At 66.2% G+C, this 18,628-nt stretch carries 8 protein-coding genes; 5 read left to right on the top strand and 3 right to left on the bottom strand.

Going from position 1 to position 18,628, the window contains the following annotated elements:
• The first annotated feature begins 1 nt into the window (after position 1).
• Together CKO40_RS18265 and CKO40_RS18270 are read left to right on the top strand one after the other, a co-directional pair.
• Complete coding sequence (locus CKO40_RS18265; RefSeq protein ID WP_200347882.1) at positions 2–1,930, top strand: monovalent cation:proton antiporter-2 (CPA2) family protein; 1,929 nt, start codon at positions 2–4, stop codon at positions 1,928–1,930.
• A 141-nt stretch (positions 1,931–2,071) separates the two neighbouring features.
• The gene (locus tag CKO40_RS18270) at positions 2,072–2,710 is read left to right on the top strand and encodes a cell wall hydrolase (protein WP_200347883.1); all 639 of its coding nucleotides are present in this window, start codon (positions 2,072–2,074) and stop codon (positions 2,708–2,710) included.
• A 271-nt stretch (positions 2,711–2,981) separates the two neighbouring features.
• On the opposite strand, the gene CKO40_RS18275 is transcribed toward CKO40_RS18270, so the two are convergent.
• The 3 genes from CKO40_RS18275 to treS all read right to left on the bottom strand — a co-directional run bounded on the left by CKO40_RS18275 (position 2,982) and on the right by treS (position 8,711).
• A complete protein-coding gene (locus CKO40_RS18275; RefSeq protein ID WP_200347884.1) occupies positions 2,982–3,629 on the bottom strand; it encodes an SOUL family heme-binding protein in 648 nt (215 codons plus the stop codon).
• Between the two features lie 617 nt (positions 3,630–4,246).
• A complete protein-coding gene (gene zupT, locus CKO40_RS18280) occupies positions 4,247–5,044 on the bottom strand; it encodes a zinc transporter ZupT (protein WP_200347885.1) in 798 nt (265 codons plus the stop codon).
• A gap of 172 nt (positions 5,045–5,216) precedes the next feature.
• Positions 5,217–8,711 carry a maltose alpha-D-glucosyltransferase gene (treS, locus tag CKO40_RS18285; RefSeq protein ID WP_200347886.1) on the bottom strand — a complete coding sequence of 1,165 codons (3,495 nt, stop codon included), beginning with the start codon at positions 8,709–8,711 and terminating at the stop codon, positions 5,217–5,219.
• An 806-nt stretch (positions 8,712–9,517) separates the two neighbouring features.
• On the opposite strand from treS, the gene treZ reads away from it, so the two are divergent.
• The 3 genes from treZ (at position 9,518) to CKO40_RS18300 (ending at position 18,459) form a co-directional block, all read left to right on the top strand.
• Complete coding sequence (gene treZ, locus CKO40_RS18290) at positions 9,518–11,509, top strand: malto-oligosyltrehalose trehalohydrolase (protein ID WP_200347887.1); 1,992 nt, start codon at positions 9,518–9,520, stop codon at positions 11,507–11,509.
• Positions 11,506–16,995, top strand: a complete 5,490-nt coding sequence (gene treY / locus CKO40_RS18295) for a malto-oligosyltrehalose synthase (protein ID WP_200347888.1) — start codon at positions 11,506–11,508, stop codon at positions 16,993–16,995. Before treZ ends, treY begins: the two co-directional genes overlap by 4 nt.
• Before the next feature lie 126 nt (positions 16,996–17,121).
• A complete protein-coding gene (locus tag CKO40_RS18300) occupies positions 17,122–18,459 on the top strand; it encodes an alpha-amylase family glycosyl hydrolase (RefSeq protein ID WP_200347889.1) in 1,338 nt (445 codons plus the stop codon).
• Positions 18,460–18,628: the final 169 nt, after the last annotated feature.

Below are 18,628 nucleotides of genomic sequence, written 5' to 3' on the forward strand. Positions count from 1 at the left end.
CATGGACAGCATCCTGTTCGAGACCTTCACCTATCTCTGCGCCGCCGTGATCGCGGTGCCGATCGCGCAGCGGCTCGGCCTGGGCTCGGTGCTTGGTTATCTGATCGCCGGGATCGTCATCGGCCCGTTGTTCGGGCTGGTCGGCGCCGAGACCGAGACCATCCGCCACGTGGCCGAGTTTGGCGTGGTCTTGATGCTCTTCCTGGTCGGCCTCGAGCTGCAGCCGCAGTCGTTGTGGGCGATGCGCGGCCGGCTGCTCGGACTCGGCGGACTGCAGGTCCTAGTCTCCGCCGCGCTGATCGCGGCAGCCGGATTGGCTCTCGGCCTGGATTGGCGTCTCGCGCTCGCGATCGGACTGATCTTCTCGCTGTCCTCGACCGCAATCGTGCTGCAGACCTTGAGCGAGAAAGGGCTCACGAAGACCGACGGCGGTCGATCGAGCTTCTCGGTGCTGCTGTTCCAGGACATCGCCGTGATCCCGATGCTGGCGCTGATCCCGCTGCTCGCGCTGCCCGAGCTTGGCGCAGAGGCCGTCAACGGTCATCTGCCAGCGGCGGCTGAGCATGGCGAGGCAGCGCATCCGGCATCGATGAGCCTGGTCGCCGGGCTGCCCGGCTGGGCGCACGCGCTGGTGGTGTTGGGCGCCGTGAGTGCCGTGCTGCTGGGCGGTTACTTCTTGTCGCGGCCGCTGTTCCGTTTCATTGCCGATTCCCGGCTGCGCGAGATCTTCACCGCCAGTGCCCTGCTGCTGGTGGTCGGCATCGCACTGCTGATGACGCTGGTGGACCTGTCGCCGGCCCTCGGAACCTTCCTCGCCGGCGTCGTCCTCGCCAACAGCGAGTTCCGGACCGAGCTCGAATCCGATATCGAGCCGTTCAAGGGGCTGCTCCTGGGCCTGTTCTTCATCACCGTCGGTGCCGGGATCGATTTCGGCGTCCTATCCGCTGATCTCGTGCTCATCCTCGCGCTGACCGCCGGGGTGATCCTGGTCAAGGGGCTGGTGCTGTTCGCCCTCGCCGGCTGGTTTCGGCTCAAGCCTGGCGATCGGTGGCTGTTCACGCTCGCGCTCGCTCCGGCCGGGGAGTTCGGGTTCGTGCTCCTGAGCTTCGGCCAGCAGAACGCGGTGATCGCGCCCGAGCTGGCCAAGACCCTGTCACTCGTGGTCGCGCTGTCGATGCTGCTCACGCCGGCGCTGTTCCTGCTTTACGAGCGGCTCGTGCTCCCGCGGCTGCGTGGCGGTGACGCGCGCGAGCCAGATCGGATTGAGCAGCCCGGTACGGTGATCATCGCCGGCGTCGGCCGCTTCGGGCAGATCGTCAACCGGATGCTCCTTGCCAGTAGTGTGCGGACCGTCGTGCTCGATCATGAGGCCGCGATCCTGGATATGCTCCGCCAGCTCGGTATCAAGGCCTATTACGGCGATGCCTCAAGGCCCGATCTGCTGCAGGCGGCGGGCATCGCTGAGGCCTCCGTGTTCGTCGTCGCGATCGATGACCGTGAGCGGGCGGTGCAGATGGTCGAGTACGTCCGCCGCAATTATCCGCATGTTCAGATCATCGCTCGCGCCTTCGACGTCAATCATCTCTACCTGCTCAAGCAGGCCGGCGCAGATGTTGCCGTCCGTGAGCTCTTCGATGCGTCGACCCGGGTCGGCAGTGAGGCCTTGCGCCGCCTCGGGCTGCATCCATTCAAGGTCGAGAAGATGGAGCAGACGTTTCGTCGCCATGACGCCGCCGGCCTGGCGAAGCTCTATGAGGTCTGGGATGAGCATCCGGACATCGCGCGCAACCGCGCCTACCTCGCCCGTGCCCGCGAGCATGGTGAGGCCCTCAAGGAGATGATGGAGACCGATCGCCTGCAGTTGCACGATCGCAGTGAGCGCGGCTGGACCCCGCCGCCGAAGGGCTACACCGACGAGCTTGGCGACTGAAGGGCAACCAAAAAATGTGACCTGTCTCGCAATTTCGGCTAGACTGGGATCATCCCTTAGGGGATTTCCCTAATTCGCGTTTTTGTAATATTCTAAGACGCTAATATCCCCAGTCAGTTTGAACACGAGAGACAGGACATAATGAAAACACTGTCCATCACCGCGCTTACCGCCGCATTCTTGCCGTCTTTGCTCGTCGCACCGATGCAGGACCCACGGGCCCTGTTCGGTATCGAGACGCGGCCAGCAAAGGTCACGCCGCTGGCACCAACGCCCCCGCTCGAGCCGATGCCCAGCGCGACGACCGCGCTCGCGCCGCAGCAGGCGCCACCCCTGGCCGCCAACACAGCGGACGCCCCGGCGCTGAAGGCGACCGAATCGGTTGATGAGGAACTGCGCTGTTTGGCGCTGAACATCTACCATGAGGCGCGCTCGGAGCCGCTGTCCGGCCAGATCGCTGTCGCCCGTGTCACGCTCAACCGGGTCGAGTCGACGCGGTTTCCCAGCTCGGTCTGCGGCGTCGTCAAGCAGGGCGGCCAGAAGCGCAATCGCTGCCAGTTCTCCTGGTGGTGTGATGGCAAATCGGATCAGCCCACCGAGCCGAAGGCCTGGCGCAAATCGCTAGAGATCAGTAAGCGAGTGCTCGCCAATCAGGCGCCGGACCCGACGGCGGGCGCGCTCTACTACCACGCCAACTACGTCAAACCGAGCTGGTCGCGCTCATTCCAGCGGACCGCCCAGATCGGCCGGCACCTGTTCTACCGCCCCGGCCAGAGTTAGCCGCCCAGAGTTAGCCACTCAGACCTGGCCACTCAGAGCTGGCCACTCAGAGCTGGCCCTCCATGGCTAGCTCGATCGCCGACGCCGTTCGGCCGCCGGGTATCTGTCCACAAACTCCTCATCGCTTTCGAGGCCACCGGTTGCGGTCGCTTCGACGGCACAAAGTGCTGGACAGGTCCTGACCGGGCGAACGGCGTGCAGCGGAGTCGCGCCTCGGCCTGACCCGCCTTTCAGCCTTCCAGCTCGCCAGCCAATCTTTGACTGATCGAGCTCATTCGGATCGCTCCACCTCCACCAGAACCTCGTTCCGGCGCAGCGGCCACAGCGAAAACGGCGAGTTGTAGCGTGCATAGATCGGCGTGCCGACCGGCTCGATGCCGGCGTCGCGCAGCGCTGAGAGCAGTGTCTTCTCGTGACGTTGGTAGTTCGCCTCGGTCCAACGTCCGCTGTAGCGCCTTGCCGCCATCAGCCGCGACGGCACCTTGCGCAGCTCGACCGCTGGGTTGGTCGGCTCCGGCAGTGTCTCGAGCGTGAAGCGCTTCGGCATCACGAAGCGCAGCAGATGCCGGCTGCCCTGCGTCGCACTGGTTACCCTGTCGTCGGATGTCGTTGCCGGGCGCTGGGTCACCGGCGCGGTCATCTCGATGCGCTCGCCCTTGCCGGCGCCAGACCTGGGCTCGGGGTCAGTCCCATCGCTGGACGCAGCCGGTCGTTGGGTCACAGGCGCGGTCATCTCGATCTTCTGCTTTGGCTTGTTGTCGCCGAAGATGTAGCCGGCCAGGATCTTGAACGCACGGTTGCCGACCTGCTCGAAATCGCCTTCGACGACCGTCTCGGCAACGAGATAGGGCTGATAGCGGCGAAGCTCGAAATCCGGATAGCGCTCAACCACTTCGTAATCGGGTTCCTCGATGGCCATAATGCTGCTCGCTGGAAAGAGAACTGTTGAAAGGAGGAAGGCGAAAATGGCCGATCTGCGGCGTCGGTCGATACCCATGTGCAGTGCAGACCTCGCAAGGTTATACCCATCTCAAATCGGTTTTCGGTTTTCCTCGACCGCTCCGGGTTGCGTCACGGTGCTGGGGGCAGTGATGGGGGGACGCCGTGAATCCCTCCCTGGAGGCTTGACGACGGCATCCATGCCGTCGACACCCCCGCTCGCCGTCACCCGACCCTCCGCTCTGCCGTGCCGAACATTGGCGTGCTTTGGGTTTATAGACTGTCTGAAGCGCCGAGGCGGGCTTTATAGTCACCCGCCCTGGTTTCCGGACAGGCTGAGCCATCGGTGCTGACTGGTTCGGCGCATTCTGTCCGGCGATCAGGCGGAATGGCTATAGTCAGCGCTCTTAGCGTGCGATCGGGCTGCAGGCCAGCAGCCACTCTGCGCAGCGGTCAGCGGCCGCCTCTCGAGAGGATCGTGGGCCAACGAGGACGTGATGCACTCAAGTGGCTGTTTTGGTCCGCGGCATGGGCCTAATGCACCAGCCGATGCTGCGATGTCGGATCAGCGGCGCTTCTGATCACCGGCGCTATGGATCATAGCATCAGCAGACTGAGGGCCATCACCGCCATCCCGGCTACCAGCGCATAGACCGTCAGGTGGTGCTCACCATAGGTCTCGGCCGATGGCAGCAGGACGTCGAACGAGATGAAGATCATGATCCCGGCAACCGCTGCCAACGAGAGGCCGAGCAGCGCCTGGGACCAGAAACTGGAGAAGATCAGCAGCCCGATCAGAGCGCCGAGCGGCTCGGATAACCCCGAGAGCGCGGACCAGATGAACGCCTGGCCGCGGCTTCCCGTTGCATAGTAGATGGGCACCGAAACCGCGATACCCTCCGGGATATTGTGAATCCCGACCGCCAAGGCGACAGGAAGCCCAAGCCGGACGTCCTGTAGCGAAGTCAATAGGGTCGCAAGACCTTCGGGCAGGTTATGCAGCGTGATCGTCAGCGCGGTCAGCGTGCCCACGCGCAGCAGGTGATCGGCCTCCTGCGCGCCGCCATTCCCGGCAGCCGGGGCGCGCATCTCATGTGGGTTATAGCCCAGTGGCACCAGCCGGTCGATCGCTGCGGCCAGCAGGATGCCAGTAAACAAGGCGGCGACCGCCGCCGTCTGCGCCGCACCGAGAACCTCATCGAGGGCCTCGGCGCCGGAGGGCAGCAGTTCGACGAACGAGACATAGATCATCACACCAGCAGAGAATCCGAGCGCGACCGCGAGGAAGCGCAGATTGGCCCGTGGCGCAAAGAAGGCGATCGCACTGCCGATCGCGGTGGCGAGCCCAGCGAGCAATGTCAACAGCAGCGCTGGCCCGATCGCAGCGACATCCATCTCTATAAGCCTCCGCTTGGTCTGGGTCGGTGTTCGGTTGGCATCGGCCATGCATTGATCCGGCCAGATCCACTGCTAGATCCACTGCGAGCTGGCGATCACCCGAATCTCGGCGACGGCTGCCGGAATCCGCTTCGAGCAGCGCAACGGCGACCGGATTCACCGGCCAGGGTTACCAGTGCTCCTGGTGCGCTAGGCCAAGGAGCACCCGCATCGCCTCCCCGGTCGCCTGCGCCGTCCTTTGTCTCGCCATTGGCTGACTCGGCTCACTCGTCGATTGATGCTCTTCGAGCGTTTCCCGTAGGCGGACAGCGGCACCATGGAGCGCCCAGAGCTGGGTCAGCGCAGCGTCCTGGTCGCGCTGCTGCTGGGAAGCGGTCTGTTGCTCGGATGCGTGCGTTGGCAGCGAGCCTGTGGTCTCTCGATAGCCGTTGAGGAAGCGGCGCGTGATGCGCGAGCGCCAGATGCCGATCGCATCGACGACGGGCTGGCGTTGTGCCTTGCTTGCTGGGTCCACGTCGGCTTGGTCCACATAGGCCTGGTCCACACAGGCGGCTTGCGCCGCCTCATCGGCTACCTCGTGGAACGAGCGCACCACCCGCGCGACATCGGTCAGCGGGCAATGCTTATCCCGCTTCGATTCGGGGGTCGCCCGCGAGTCTCCGCCGAATCCGACGAACAGGATATCGTTCTCGGCGACCAATACCCGGTTCAGCGCGGGATCGCCGTGGACGCGGGTGCGTAGGCCATCGCAACCGATCTTGGCGATCGCGGAGGTGGAATGCCGCAATGCCCCCGGTCGTGACAACAGGGTCTCGGCCAGCGATTGCAGCGCCTCCGGTAGCCGATCGCGCGCATGCTGCAGCCGCGTCAGCGTCCGCTCGATGTCCCGTGCAAGCCAATCCGCCCAGGCGCTGAGGTCCTGCGCGGAGATCGGCTCCGGTACAAAGGCCGCATTCAGGTCTCCGTTTCGCGCTGTGCCCGCGAGCGCGCGATGCAGCTCTGCCAAGCGGCGACCGAGGGTACTGATCAGGGTCTCGTAGCCGCGATACGCGGCGTCGTGCCACCAGCCCTCGGTGTGGACGCCACAGGCCGCGCAGAGCCGCGCGAGCAGCTCGAGGGTGAAGCGCCGCAGATGGCCTTGGTTGTGGACATATTCTTCGAGGACGGCGACCGGGTACGCTGTGCCCGACCCACTGCGGAAGCTGATGGAGCCGGCCAACGCGGGCGTGTTGGCGAAGCCGGCGACCTCGGTCAGATAGCGTCGGATCTCGATAGCCGCGTCTGGCCCGCCACCGGGGGCCCCGCGCTCCCCCGGGTCAAAGGGTCGCCGCTGCAGCAAGAGTCGATCGCCGAGGGCGGCGCTGTGGCCGTAATCCTCGCGCGGGGTCTGCACGGGCTCCCCGGCACAGTCGGCGGTCAAGCGCTGATAGGCCGTCGTGGCCTCACCGACGAGCGCCCCCTCTCCCAACGGGACCTCGGTCTGATCGCCGATGAGCTCAAGCATCGCATGCAGGAAACGCTGGTCCGCGAGTGCGTCGCAGAGCAGACCCGGCGTCGCGTGCCGTCGCACCCGTGAGAGCGTCGTCGCCGCCGGTGGCGCAGCGGTCAGCTCGGTCTCGCCGGTCTGCCATACCAGCCATAGGGGGAGCCAGAGCTGCGCCTGGCTGCCGTCGGCGAGGTCGATCGTGACCAGCGTCATGAGCCAATCCCGCCAGGGCTCGATCGCGCTGAGCTGAGTCGCGCGCAGCCTGGCGCCGTCGGCCATGAGCTGGCCGTCGGCGATGAGCTGCAAGCCAGGGCCGAGGTAGCCAGGAAGGACCCGCTCTTGGAGAAGCGTCAAGGCGCGCCGGGCCGGCTCAGGTCGCTTGGCGCGCTCTGGCTCCAGGCTTCGCCAGCCTTCAGGCAGCACCAGCGTCGCAAGCCGCGGCGCCGGCACACGCTCATCATGCCAAGCCGGGGCATGCTCCTCCTCGGAGAGCAGGAACCAGTAGAAGCCATGGCCGGACAGCGTCAGCAGATACGGCAGCTCGCCGATCGGCGGAAACGGGGTTCGACCGAGCAGCTCGATCGGGACCCGCCCCTGAAAGCGGGCCAGATCGAGTTCGACCGGCTGCGCGCCGTGCGCCAGATTGGCGACGCAGAGCACGACCTCATGCTTGTCCCGCGCCTCCTCCGGGATCGGGTCGGCGTCGGTCGATTCGCGCACATAGGCCAGCACCTTGCGGTTGCCCGGATGCAGGAACTCGATGCTGCCGCGGCCGAACACCCGATGCGCCTTGCGCACCTCGATGATCCGGCGCATCCAGTTCAGCAGCGACGAGGCCGAGCGCGAGTGCGCCTCGGCATTGACCGACTGATAGCCGTAGACGGCGTCCATGATTGGCGGTAGATAGAGCCGCTCTGGATCGGCGCGCGAGAAGCCGGCGTTGCGGTCGGGCGTCCATTGCATCGGCGTGCGCACCGCATTGCGGTCGCCCAGGTAGATGTTGTCGCCCATCCCGAGCTCGTCGCCGTAATAGAGGATCGGCGAGCCGGGCATCGACAGCAGCAGGCTGTACATCAGCCGGATCTTACTCGGGTCGTTGTCGAGCAGGGGTGCCAGCCGTCGGCGGATGCCGACGTTGACCCGCATGCGCGGATCGGTGGCGTAGGTCTGGTACATGTAGTCGCGCTCACGGTCGCTGACCATCTCCAGGGTCAGCTCGTCGTGATTGCGCAGGAACAACGCCCACTGACAATCGGCCGGGATCTCGGGGGTCTGCTCCATGATCTCGACGACCGGATGCCGGTCCTCCTGGGCCAAGGCCATGTACATGCGCGGCATCAACGGGAAGTGATAGCAGACGTGGCACTCATCGCTGTCGCCGAAGTAGTCGCGCACGTCCTCGGGCCATTGGTTGGCCTCGGCCAGGAACATCCGGTTCGCGTAATGGGCATCGACCACTGCGCGCATCTGCTTGATGACCGCATGGGTCTCCGGGAGATTCTCGTTGCTGGTGCCATCGCGCACGCACAGATACGGGATCGCATCGAGCCGCAGCCCATCGACGCCAAGGTCGAGCCAGAACCGCATCACCCGGATCACCGCCTTCACCACCTGCGGGTTGTTGTGGTTCAGGTCCGGCTGATGCGAGAAGAACCGGTGCCAGTAGTACTGCTCGGCGAGCGGGTCCCAGGTCCAGTTCGAGGCCTCGCTGTCGGTGAAGATGATCCGGGTCTCGGAAAAGCGGCTGTCGTCATCGCTCCAGACATAGAAATTGCGCTTGCTCGAGCCCCGGGGTGCACGGCGAGCGGCCTGGAACCAGGGATGCTGATCGGAGGTGTGGTTGATGATCAGCTCAACGATCACCCGGATGCCGCGACGGTGCGCCGCATCGATGAAACGGCGGAAGTCGGCACGCGTGCCATAGGCCGGATGGACATTGCGATAGTCGGAGATGTCATAGCCGTCATCGCGCATCGGCGACGGATAGAACGGCAGCAGCCAGATCGCGTTGACCCCAAGCGCCTCGATGTAGTCGAGCTTCTCGGTCAGCCCGCGGAAATCGCCGGTGCCGTCGCCATCGGTGTCGAAGAAGGCCTTGACGTGGGTCTGATAGATGATCGCGTCCTTGTACCACAGGGGGTCGGAGGCGCTGGGATCGTGATCGGCAGGCTCAGGCATAGCAACGATACTAAGCGGGTTCGGCAATCGGCGACGGGCCGCGCGATCTGGCAGGAAGCGCGCGGGCCTCTTGGGGATGCTCATGCGGAGGATGAGCAGGGGCTTCGGTCCGAGCGCCCAAAGCCCACCCTGCAACGGCCGCGCCAGCGGCTCAGGGCCTCGCGGCACCGATACGCCGAGACCCTCGCATCATGACGCCTTCTACATGCGAAAGGCATGCGCAATTGGTAGCTTGCGCAAGTCAAGCGGCCGTTTCGACCGGGGTTCTGAGTCAGGGGTTCTGAAGCAGGGGCTCTGAGGCAGGGGCTCAAACCGGCATTGCGGGCTCGGTACACCGCTACCGCGCGTGCAGCCCAGACGCGGCGAGGCCCGCCCCGGCGCTGGAGCCTGGTCTCGCGCAGCGGTTTGGCCTCCTCCTGAGATTGCTTAGCGCATCGGGTTCAGCGCGTGCACCCCAGGTGGTGCATCGCAACCAGGGAGTGGGCGAAATCACCCTGCCCTCCCGGTCGGGGCGGCCGATGCCTCTGTCTTCCGCGCACCGGGGAACAGGTCTCCCCCACCCGATCAAGCTCCGCTATCAGGGCCGCGAGCGGCACCCAGTCTCGGCGCGATTCAGCCCGTGTCGATCCCGCCGTCCGCCCAACCCTCCGGCTCCATCGCGGCCTGTTTTAGATGAGCGCAGGTCCAGGCGGTCGCCGCTGCGAACGGCCTCGGGATGGACCGATCGACTGGCACAGCACATGCTGAGCGACTGGAGGCACATGGCCTGCGAGCCCTGCCCCGAAACCCGACCGATGGAGCCCGCGATGTCGACCTCGAAATTCCGGATGCCCTTTGGCGCCGAATGCCAAACCGATGGCAGCGTGCGCTTCCGTCTCTGGGCTCCTGCAGCCGATCAGGTCGTGCTTCGGCTCTTCGATGGCGATGAAGAACAAGACCTCAGGATGGACCCCGCGGGTGATGGCTGGCTCGAGCTGAGGACCGATCAGGCTCGGCCCGGGATGCGTTACGCCTTCCGCATCGCCGGCCGCATCGCCAGTGAGCGTGTCGACGGTCAACAGACCGTGCCGGACCCGGCCTCCCGCTTCCAGCCGAGCGGCGTTCACGGTCCCAGCGAGATCATCGAGCCCAATACCTTCCGCTGGCCCGACGGCGAGCCCTGGCGTGGCCGGCCCTGGGAGGAGGCAGTCTGCTACGAGCTGCACATCGGCACCTTCTCGGCCGAGGGCACCTTCGCCGGTGCCCTCAAGCGGCTGGACCAGCTCGCCGAGCTGGGCATCACGGCGCTGGAGCTGATGCCAGTGGCCGCGTTTCCGGGTCAGCGCAACTGGGGTTACGACGGGGTGCTGCCGTTCGCGCCCGATGCCAGCTATGGCCGCCCCGAGGACCTCAAGGCCCTGGTGCAGGCTGCTCATGACCGTGGCCTGATGATCCTGCTCGACGTCGTTTACAACCACTTCGGTCCTGAGGGCAACTACCTGCACCTCTTCGCGCCGCCGTTCTTCAACGAGCGGCACCAGACGCCCTGGGGGGCCGCGATCAACTTCGACGGACCCGATAGCCGCTCGGTGCGCGACTTCTTTATCCAGAATGCGCTCTATTGGCTCGAGGAATTCCGCTTCGACGGCCTGCGTCTCGATGCGGTGCACGCGATCGCGGACGATTCCGAGCCGGACATCCTCACCGAGCTCGCCGAGGCGGTTCAGGAGGGGCCCGGCAGGCGGCGTCAGGTGCATCTGGTGCTCGAGAACGAGCGCAATGGCTCGCGCTACCTGGCCAGGCGTCCGAGCGGCATGCCCTACTGGTATCAGGCGCAATGGAACGATGACTTCCATCACGCCGCCCATGTGCTGATGACCGGCGAGCAGGACGGCTACTACAGCGATTACACCTCCGAGCCAGCCCGGCTCCTTGCTCGCTGCCTTGCCGAAGGCTTCGCCTATCAGGGCGAGCCCTCAGCTTTCCGCGATGGCGCGCGGCGCGGCGAGCCCAGCGCGGGGCTTCCGCCCAGCGCCTTCATCAACCTGCTACAGAACCATGATCAGGTCGGCAATCGCGCCTTCGGCGAGCGCATCGCCACGCTCGCCTTTCCAGAGGCGTTGCGTGCGCTGAGCGCGGTGATGCTGCTGGCGCCCTCGCCGCCATTGCTGTTCATGGGCCAGGAATACATGACCGAGACCCCGTTCCTGTTCTTCTGCGACTTCGGTGACGATCTCGCCGACTCGGTTACCGATGGACGGCGCCGGGAATTCCAGCGCTTCGAGCGCTTCGCCGACCCGCAGGCACGCGAGTCCATCCCAGACCCGAACGACCCGTTGACCTTCGAACGCTGCCGGCTGCCTTGGGAGGCCCTCGAGCGTGATGCCCGGCACCGGGAGTGGCGGCACTTCCACCAGGAGCTGCTGCGGTTGCGCCACCGCGAGATCATCCCCCGGCTGGCGGGGATCGAACCGGGTCAGAGCCGTTTCGAGACCTTCGCGACCAGCGCCGTCCAGGTGCAGTGGCGGCTCGGCGACGGCGCCGTGCTGACCCTGACGGCGAATCTCAGCGACGCCGAGCGGTGCTGCGAGACGCTCGCACTGCCGCGGCCCGACGAGGCCCTCTTTCTGGAGCCGACCGGCCTCACCGAGGCGCTCGCTGAGCGGCGTCTACCGCCCTGGGCGGTCGCATGGCATCTCGACCGCGCGACCCAGCGCCAGACCCACCGCCAGACCCACCGCCAGACCCAACACCAGACTCAGCACCGGCCCGAGCCGGCTGAGGCAGCGGACCCGGCATCCGAGGCGAGCGAGCGATGAGCGCAAACCCGGAGCTCGAGCGCCTCTGCGCTCATTACGGCATCGCCGCCTCCTACGAGGATATCGAGGGACGCGTCCATCAGGCCGAGGACGGAACCCGGCGGGCGCTGCTGCAGGCGCTCGGGGTCGCCGCAGGTGATGTTGAGACCGAGGCGCGCAGCCTCGCGCAGGCGATCGACCAGGAATGGCAGCGCATGCTGGCCCCGGCCATCGTGCACCGCCAGGGCGATGAGGCACCGAGGCTCAGGCTGAGCCTGCCCGATCAGCCGCCGCTGACGACGGTGCGCCTCGTCCTCATCGAGGAATCGGGCGAGGCCGCCGAAGCCGAGCTTGATCTGGGCACGCTGCCGGTCGACGAGGAGCGCGAGATCGCCGGGCGCCGCTGGCAGCGCCGCACCCTCGCGGTGCCACCGCCAGCGGCTCTCGGATATCACCAGCTCAGGATCGAGGCGCCGGACAGGACGACCCTGGCTCAGATGCGCTTCATCGTCGCACCGCGTCGCTGCTGGCGGCCCGAGGAACAAGACCAGACTGAAGCGGTGCGCGACTGGGGCCTCGTGACCCAGCTTCCAGCCTTGCGATCTGCACACAACTGGGGTGTCGGCGATTTCACCGATCTGACTCGATTGGTCGAGATCGCCGCAGCCGCCGGCGCCGGCGCCGTCGGGCTGAGCCCGCTGCACGCGCTGTTCCTGACCCAGCCCGAGCGTTGTGATCCCTATGGCCCGTCGAGTCGGCGGTTCCTCAATCCCCTGCACATCGATGTCGAGGCCGTCGTCGCGCTGGCCGACTGCGAGGCCGCGCAGACATGGCTCGACAGCGACGAGTTCCAGGCACAGCTGCGTGCGCTGCGCAACGCGCCGCTGATCGATCATGCCGCGGTCACCGATGCCAAACTGAAGGCGCTCGCACTGCTGTTCCAACACTTTCAGCAGCATCATGCCGACCCTGAGGGACCGCATGCCGTCGCCTTCCAGGCCTTCTGCGATGAGCAGGGCGAGCCGTTGCAGCGCTTCGCGATCTACCAGGCACTGAGCGAGTATTTCGCGGACGCCGAGCAGGGCCAACTGAACGCGCACCAGTGGCCGACCGCCTATCATGACCCGCGCTCGGACGAGGTCGCGGCCTTTGCGCGCGCGCACGCCGAGCGCGTCGACTTCTTCGCCTGGCTGCAGTGGATCGCCCAGACCCAGGTCGAGTCCGCCGGTGCCCGTTGCGATGAGCTCGGCATGGCCCAGGGGCTGCTGCTGGACCTCGCCGTCGGCGCTGCGCCGGACGGCGCCGATCACTGGGTGCTGCCCGGGCTCTATCTCCAGGGTGTGCACGTCGGTGCGCCGCCGGATGATTTCAGCCCCAAGGGGCAGAATTGGGACGTCCTGGCCTGGCATCCGGGCGCATTGCGCGAGGCCGGCTACGAGCCGTTCGCGGCCGAGCTGCGCGCCAATATGCGCGCCGCCGGCGGTCTGCGCATCGATCACGTGATGGGGCTGATGCGGTTGTTCCTGATCCCGGAGGGGGCACCGCCGACGGCCGGCACCTATCTCGCCTACCCGCTCGACGAACTGCTCGGCGTGCTTGCGCTCGAGAGCGTCCGCAACCGCTGCATGATCATCGGTGAGGACCTGGGCACGGTGCCGGAGCTGATCCGCAAGGTGATCCCGGACTGGGGCATCCTCTCGACCCGGGTGCTCTACTTCGAGCATACCGAGGACGGAGGCTTCCTCGAGCCGGAGGGCTTCGAGCCGAACGCGATGGTCACCGCCGGCACCCATGATCTGCCACCCCTGGCCGGCTTCTGGCAGGGCATCGACATCGAGCAACGGCGCGAGCTCGATCTGTTCCCGACCGAGCAGGACTACGACGAGCGGCTGCTGCAGCGCACCCATGACCGCACCGCGCTGTTCCTGGCGCTCAAGCGCGAGGGGCTGCTGAGCGAGCAGGAGAGTGCGGACCCGGTGGACGTGCCGAGCCTCGGCTGCGAGCACCTCAGGGCGATCTATACCTACCTGGCGCGCACTGGCTCGCGGCTACTGCTCATCCAGACCGCCGACCTGCTCGCCGAGACCGAGCAGGTCAACCTGCCGGGCAGCGGCGACCGGTATCCGAACTGGCGCCGTCGTCAGCCGCTGCAGCTCGAGCATTGGCTGGAGCGCCCAGCGATCCAAGGTATGCTTGCAGCAATGCGGGCCGAGCGCGGCGTTTCCGTGCGCGGGCTCGCTACTGCTGAGCAACCGGAGCGCAGACCCCCTTTTAGCGCCGCATCCGGCTTGGCTGGAACCGGGAGGCCTCAGGCCAGTACCGAGCAAACCGGGAGCGAGCCGAGTGATGGGGCGCCGCTGCAGGCGGTGATCCCCCGAGCGACCTATCGGCTCCAGCTGCATGCGGACTTCGGCTTCATCGCAGCGGCCGAGCTGGTGCCCTATCTTGCCGCGCTCGGCATCAGCCATTGCTATTTCTCGCCCTATCTGAAGGCCCGTCCGGGCAGTACCCATGGCTATGACGTCGTCGACCATGGTCAGCTCAATCCGGAACTCGGTAGCCAGGCCGACTACGATCGGTTGTGCGCGACACTGGAGGCACACGGCATGGGTCAGATCCTGGACCTGGTGCCGAATCACGTCGGCATCATGGGCGGCGAGAACCCCTGGTGGCTCGACGTGCTCGAGAACGGACCCGCTTCGGCTCATGCCGAGTTCTTCGATATCGACTGGCAGCCCCTGAAGCAAGAACTGCACGGCAAGGTCCTGGTGCCGGTGCTCGGCGATCATTATGGCGACCTGCTCGATCGTGGCGAGCTGAAGCTGGTGTTCGCCGAAGGCGCCTTCCGGGTCGACTACTACGAGCATCGTTTCCCGATCGATCCCCGCGAGTATCCGCGCATCCTCGAGCCCGGTCTGGCATCGCTGCGTGAGCGGCTCGAACCCGATGATCCGGCGCTTGCAGGCTTCGAGAGCCTGGTCACCGCCTTCGCTAACCTGCCGCCGCGCGATGCGCTCGACAACGCCTCCCTCACCGAGCGCTATCGCGACAAGACGCTGCATCAGGAGCGTCTGGCGGAGCTTTGCCAGTCCAACGCCGACCTGCAGCGCTACGTCAAAGACTGCTTACAGGAATACAACGGCGGCGAAGGCTATCCCGCCGACGCCGAGCGGCTGCATGCGCTGTTGGAGGCGCAGGCCTATCGGCTCGCCCATTGGCGCGTCGCGGCCGATGAGATCAACTATCGACGCTTCTTCGATATCAATGATCTGGCTGCGCTGCGCATGGAGAACCCACAGGCGTTCGACGCCACCCACGAGCTGGTGCTGCAATGGATCAGCGAGGGTCGGCTGCAGGGGCTGCGCATCGACCATCCGGACGGTCTATTCGATCCGGCCGCCTATTTTCGCCGGCTTCAGCAGCGCGCCGCGATGGCCCTGCATCCGCAACGCAGGCCGATGCAAGCCGATCGGCCGCTGTACCTGGCTGCCGAGAAGATCCTGGTCGGCGACGAGCGGTTGCGCGATGACTGGCCCGTGCACGGGACCACCGGGTACGACTTCGCCACCCTGAGTGACGCCCTGTTCATCGACGCCGATGGTGAGGCGGCGCTCGATCGTGGCTACCAAGACTTCGTCGGCCATGATCCTGTCTCGGGAGGGCGCTATGAGGACGAGGTCTATGCGGCCAAGCGGCTGGTGATGAAGAACCTGCTGTCCAGCGAGCTGCACGTGCTCGCGAGCGAGGCAGCACGGATCGCCGAACTGGACCCGCACACCCGTGACTACACGCTCGATTCGCTGCGCAGTGCGCTGATGGAGGTCGTCGCCTGCTTCCCGGTCTATCGCACCTACGTCACCGAGCAGGGGGTCTCGACGGCCGATCGCAACCAGGTGCTCAAGGCGGTTGCAGAGGCCCGGCGGCGCAGCCGCATGCCGGACCGCTCGGTGTTCGAGTACGTCCGCGACCTGCTGCTGACCGAGATCGCCGCCGGCAAGCCGGAGCCATACCGCGAACGCGTGCTGCGCCTGGCGATGAAGTTCCAGCAGTACACCAGCCCGGTCACTGCCAAGGGCGTCGAGGACACCGCGTTCTACCGCTGGCATCGGCTCAGCTCGCTGAACGAGGTCGGCGGCAATCCCGAGCGCTTCGGCCTCTCGGTCGACAGTTTCCATCGGGCCAACATAAGGCGCCAGGCGCACTGGCCGCATGCGATGCTGGCCGGGTCGACCCATGACAGCAAGCGCTCCGAGGACGTTCGAGCGCGCTTGCATCTGCTCTCCGAGATACCGCAGGCCTGGCGCGAGCACGTCGAGCGCTGGGCGCGGCTGAACCGGCGTCTTCGCCGCAGCGGTGCCGATGGCGACGAAGCCCCGGCCGAAGGCAGGACCTGGCCCGACGCCAATACCGAATACCTGTTCTATCAGAGCCTGCTCGGCGTCTGGCCGCTCGAGACACCGGACGACGACGACTGGCAGCGCCTCAAGACGCGGGTCCAGGGCTACATGGGCAAGGCGGTCAAGGAGGCCAAGGTCCATACGGCTTGGACCAACGCCGACGCCGATTACGAGGCGGCCCTTGCAGCCTTCATCGATGCCGTGCTCGATCGCGAGCGCAGCAGCGTCTTCTTCGAGGATTTTATCCCATTCCAACAGCGCGTCGCCCAGCTCGGGCTGCTCAACAGCCTGTCGCAGACCCTCCTTCGGCTGACCTGCCCAGGACTGCCGGATATCTACCAAGGCTGCGAGCTGTGGGATTTCAGCCTGGTCGATCCGGACAACCGCCGGCCGGTGGAGTTCGAGCGGCGCCGTCAGTGGCTGCAGGCGCTCGAGCGTGCAGAGCAGTCCGCCGAGGCGCAAGGTCGGCCGGCGGATGCGCCGACCGAGCAGAAGCAGGCCCCGGAGATGCTGTACGAGCATCTCAGCGACGGTCGCGCCAAGCTGTATCTGATCCGCCGAACCCTGCAGCTGCGCAAACAGATGCCGGATCTCTTCACTGACGGCGAGTACTCGCCGCTCGCCGTCGAGGGACCGCTCGCGGAACGCCTCTGCGTCTTCAGCCGCAGTCATCAGGGCCAGTCCGTCGTCGTCGTGGTCCCGCGCCTGCTGGCGGGCCTGACCGAGCTGGCCGGTGACAGCGGCGACGGAATCGATCGCAATCCGGAGGGTGAGGCCGCCGAAGCGGGCGCTGATTCGCGCGCCGGGTCGCGCACCGGGTCGCGCACTGGGTCGCATTCTGGGTCGGATTCTGGGGCAGGCGCCGAGTTGGCGGCCGACGAGGTCGGCACCCGCGCAGCCCCGGCCGCGATCGACCCGCTGCAAGACCCGGGCTGGGACGAGACCTGGATCGCGATCCCGGCCGCGCGACTCGAGGACGCGCTGAGCGGCGCCGACGGCAGCGCGCAGCAACCGCTCGAGACCGAGCAGCGGGCGGGGCGGCAGATGCTGCGCGCCAGCGCGGTGCTGCGCCGCTTCCCGGTCGGGCTGCTTCGGACCACCGCACTCTGAGGGCCTTTGCAGCGCCTGGGACAGCGTCGCAGCACAGGTTGCGAGCGCGCCAAGCCATCCTGGACACGCCCATCTGAAGACGCTTATCTGAAAACGCTTATCTGAATACGCCTAGGACGCGCCGAGATGCCATCGAAGCAAACCTCTTCTTTCACCCCGGGGCCACGGATCTACAACCTGTTCCCGACGCTACTCGGCCCGGTCGAGCGCTGGACGGAGCAGCTGCCCGAGATCGCGCGGATGGGATTCGATTGGGTGTTCGTGAACCCGTTTCACCTGCCCGGCGAGTCGGGCAGCCTCTACGCCGTCAAGGACTACTACCGGCTGCATCCGGCCCTCCGCGGCAGCGGTGGCGACGACGGTGACGGCGACCGCACCGACGACGAGCGGCTGCGGGCATTCACCGACGCGGCGAGCCAAGCCGGACTCGCGGTGATGATGGACCTGGTCGTCAACCATACCGCGATCGATTCCGACCTGGTCCAAGCGCACCCGGAGTGGTACGTCCACGACGACGATGGCTCGGTCCACTCCCCTTCCGCGACCGATCTGGACGACCCTGAGATCGTGACGGTCTGGGAGGATCTCGCGCAGCTCGACTACAGCAGGCGCCCCGAGCGCGAGGCGATGATCGACTACTTCTCCGAGGTCATCCGCCATTACACCGCGCTGGGCTTCCGCGGCTTTCGCTGTGATGCCGCCTATCAGCTTCCCGGTAAGGTCTGGCAGACGCTGATCGGCCGCGCCCGGGAGTCGGCACCCGAGACCCGGTTCTTCGCCGAGACCCTTGGCGCGCCGCCGGCTGATATCGAGCAGTTGCGTCCTGCTGGCTTCGACTATCTGTTCAACAGCGCCAAGTGGTGGGATTTTCGCGCCGACTGGCTACTCGACCAGTATCACCGCTTCCGGGACCTGGCCCCATCGATCGCCTTTCCGGAGAGTCACGATACCGCCCGGCTGGCCGAAGAGTCCGGTGGCGATAGCCAGGAGTCGCGCTTCTGGTACCTGTTTTCGACGGCCTTTTCGACCGGCGTGATGATGCCCATCGGTTATGAGCTCGGCTTCCGGCGGCGGCTGCACGTGGTCGAGACCCGCCCCGAGCACTGGGAGGAAGCGAGCTTCGATATCCGCGATTTCATCGGCCGCGTCAACGCGCTCAAGGCCGAGTTTTCGGTACTGAGTGAAGAAGGTCCACAGCACCGCTTCACCGAAGTCGAGGAGCCGGTGGTCGGTCTATTGCGCTGTTCGCAACGGCAGGCACAGCGCAGCGCAGTGCTGATCAATCCGGATCCGGAGAGCATCCAGGAGTATGGGCGCGACCAGCTTGCCGAGGTCCTCGGCTGCGGTCTGTATCAGCTCAACGAGATCACCCCGACAACCGGCGACGAGACCGCTGCGGACCGCACTGGGCCGATGATCGAGCTGGCGCCGCGCAGTCTGCGCCTGTTCATCATCGATGACTGATGTGTCCCACGACTGATGCAGAAGCACGGCAGCTCCTCAGACGCGAGCAAGGACGAGCAAACCACCACAGGCAAGGATAGACTTCAAGCCCTCAGGTGGCGCTGTCCACCCCTCGAGCTAGCTGCCCAGGAGGCCCCGAATGACCAAGACCCCGCCGACCCCCTTCTAC

The sequence above is a fragment of the Halochromatium glycolicum genome, from assembly GCF_016584085.1.
Lineage (GTDB): Bacteria > Pseudomonadota > Gammaproteobacteria > Chromatiales > Chromatiaceae > Lamprobacter > Lamprobacter glycolicus.

Excerpts from the sequence above, each read along its gene's own strand:
- CKO40_RS18265 (WP_200347882.1), top strand. The coding sequence starts at position 2 with ATGGACAGCATCCTGTTCGAGACCTTCACCTATCTCTGCGCCGCCGTG.
- CKO40_RS18270 (WP_200347883.1), top strand. The coding sequence starts at position 2,072 with ATGAAAACACTGTCCATCACCGCGCTTACCGCCGCATTCTTGCCGTCT.
- CKO40_RS18275 (WP_200347884.1), bottom strand. The coding sequence starts at position 3,629 with ATGGCCATCGAGGAACCCGATTACGAAGTGGTTGAGCGCTATCCGGAT.
- zupT (WP_200347885.1), bottom strand. The coding sequence starts at position 5,044 with ATGGATGTCGCTGCGATCGGGCCAGCGCTGCTGTTGACATTGCTCGCT.
- treS (WP_200347886.1), bottom strand. The coding sequence starts at position 8,711 with ATGCCTGAGCCTGCCGATCACGATCCCAGCGCCTCCGACCCCCTGTGG.
- treZ (WP_200347887.1), top strand. The coding sequence starts at position 9,518 with ATGTCGACCTCGAAATTCCGGATGCCCTTTGGCGCCGAATGCCAAACC.
- treY (WP_200347888.1), top strand. The coding sequence starts at position 11,506 with ATGAGCGCAAACCCGGAGCTCGAGCGCCTCTGCGCTCATTACGGCATC.
- CKO40_RS18300 (WP_200347889.1), top strand. The coding sequence starts at position 17,122 with ATGCCATCGAAGCAAACCTCTTCTTTCACCCCGGGGCCACGGATCTAC.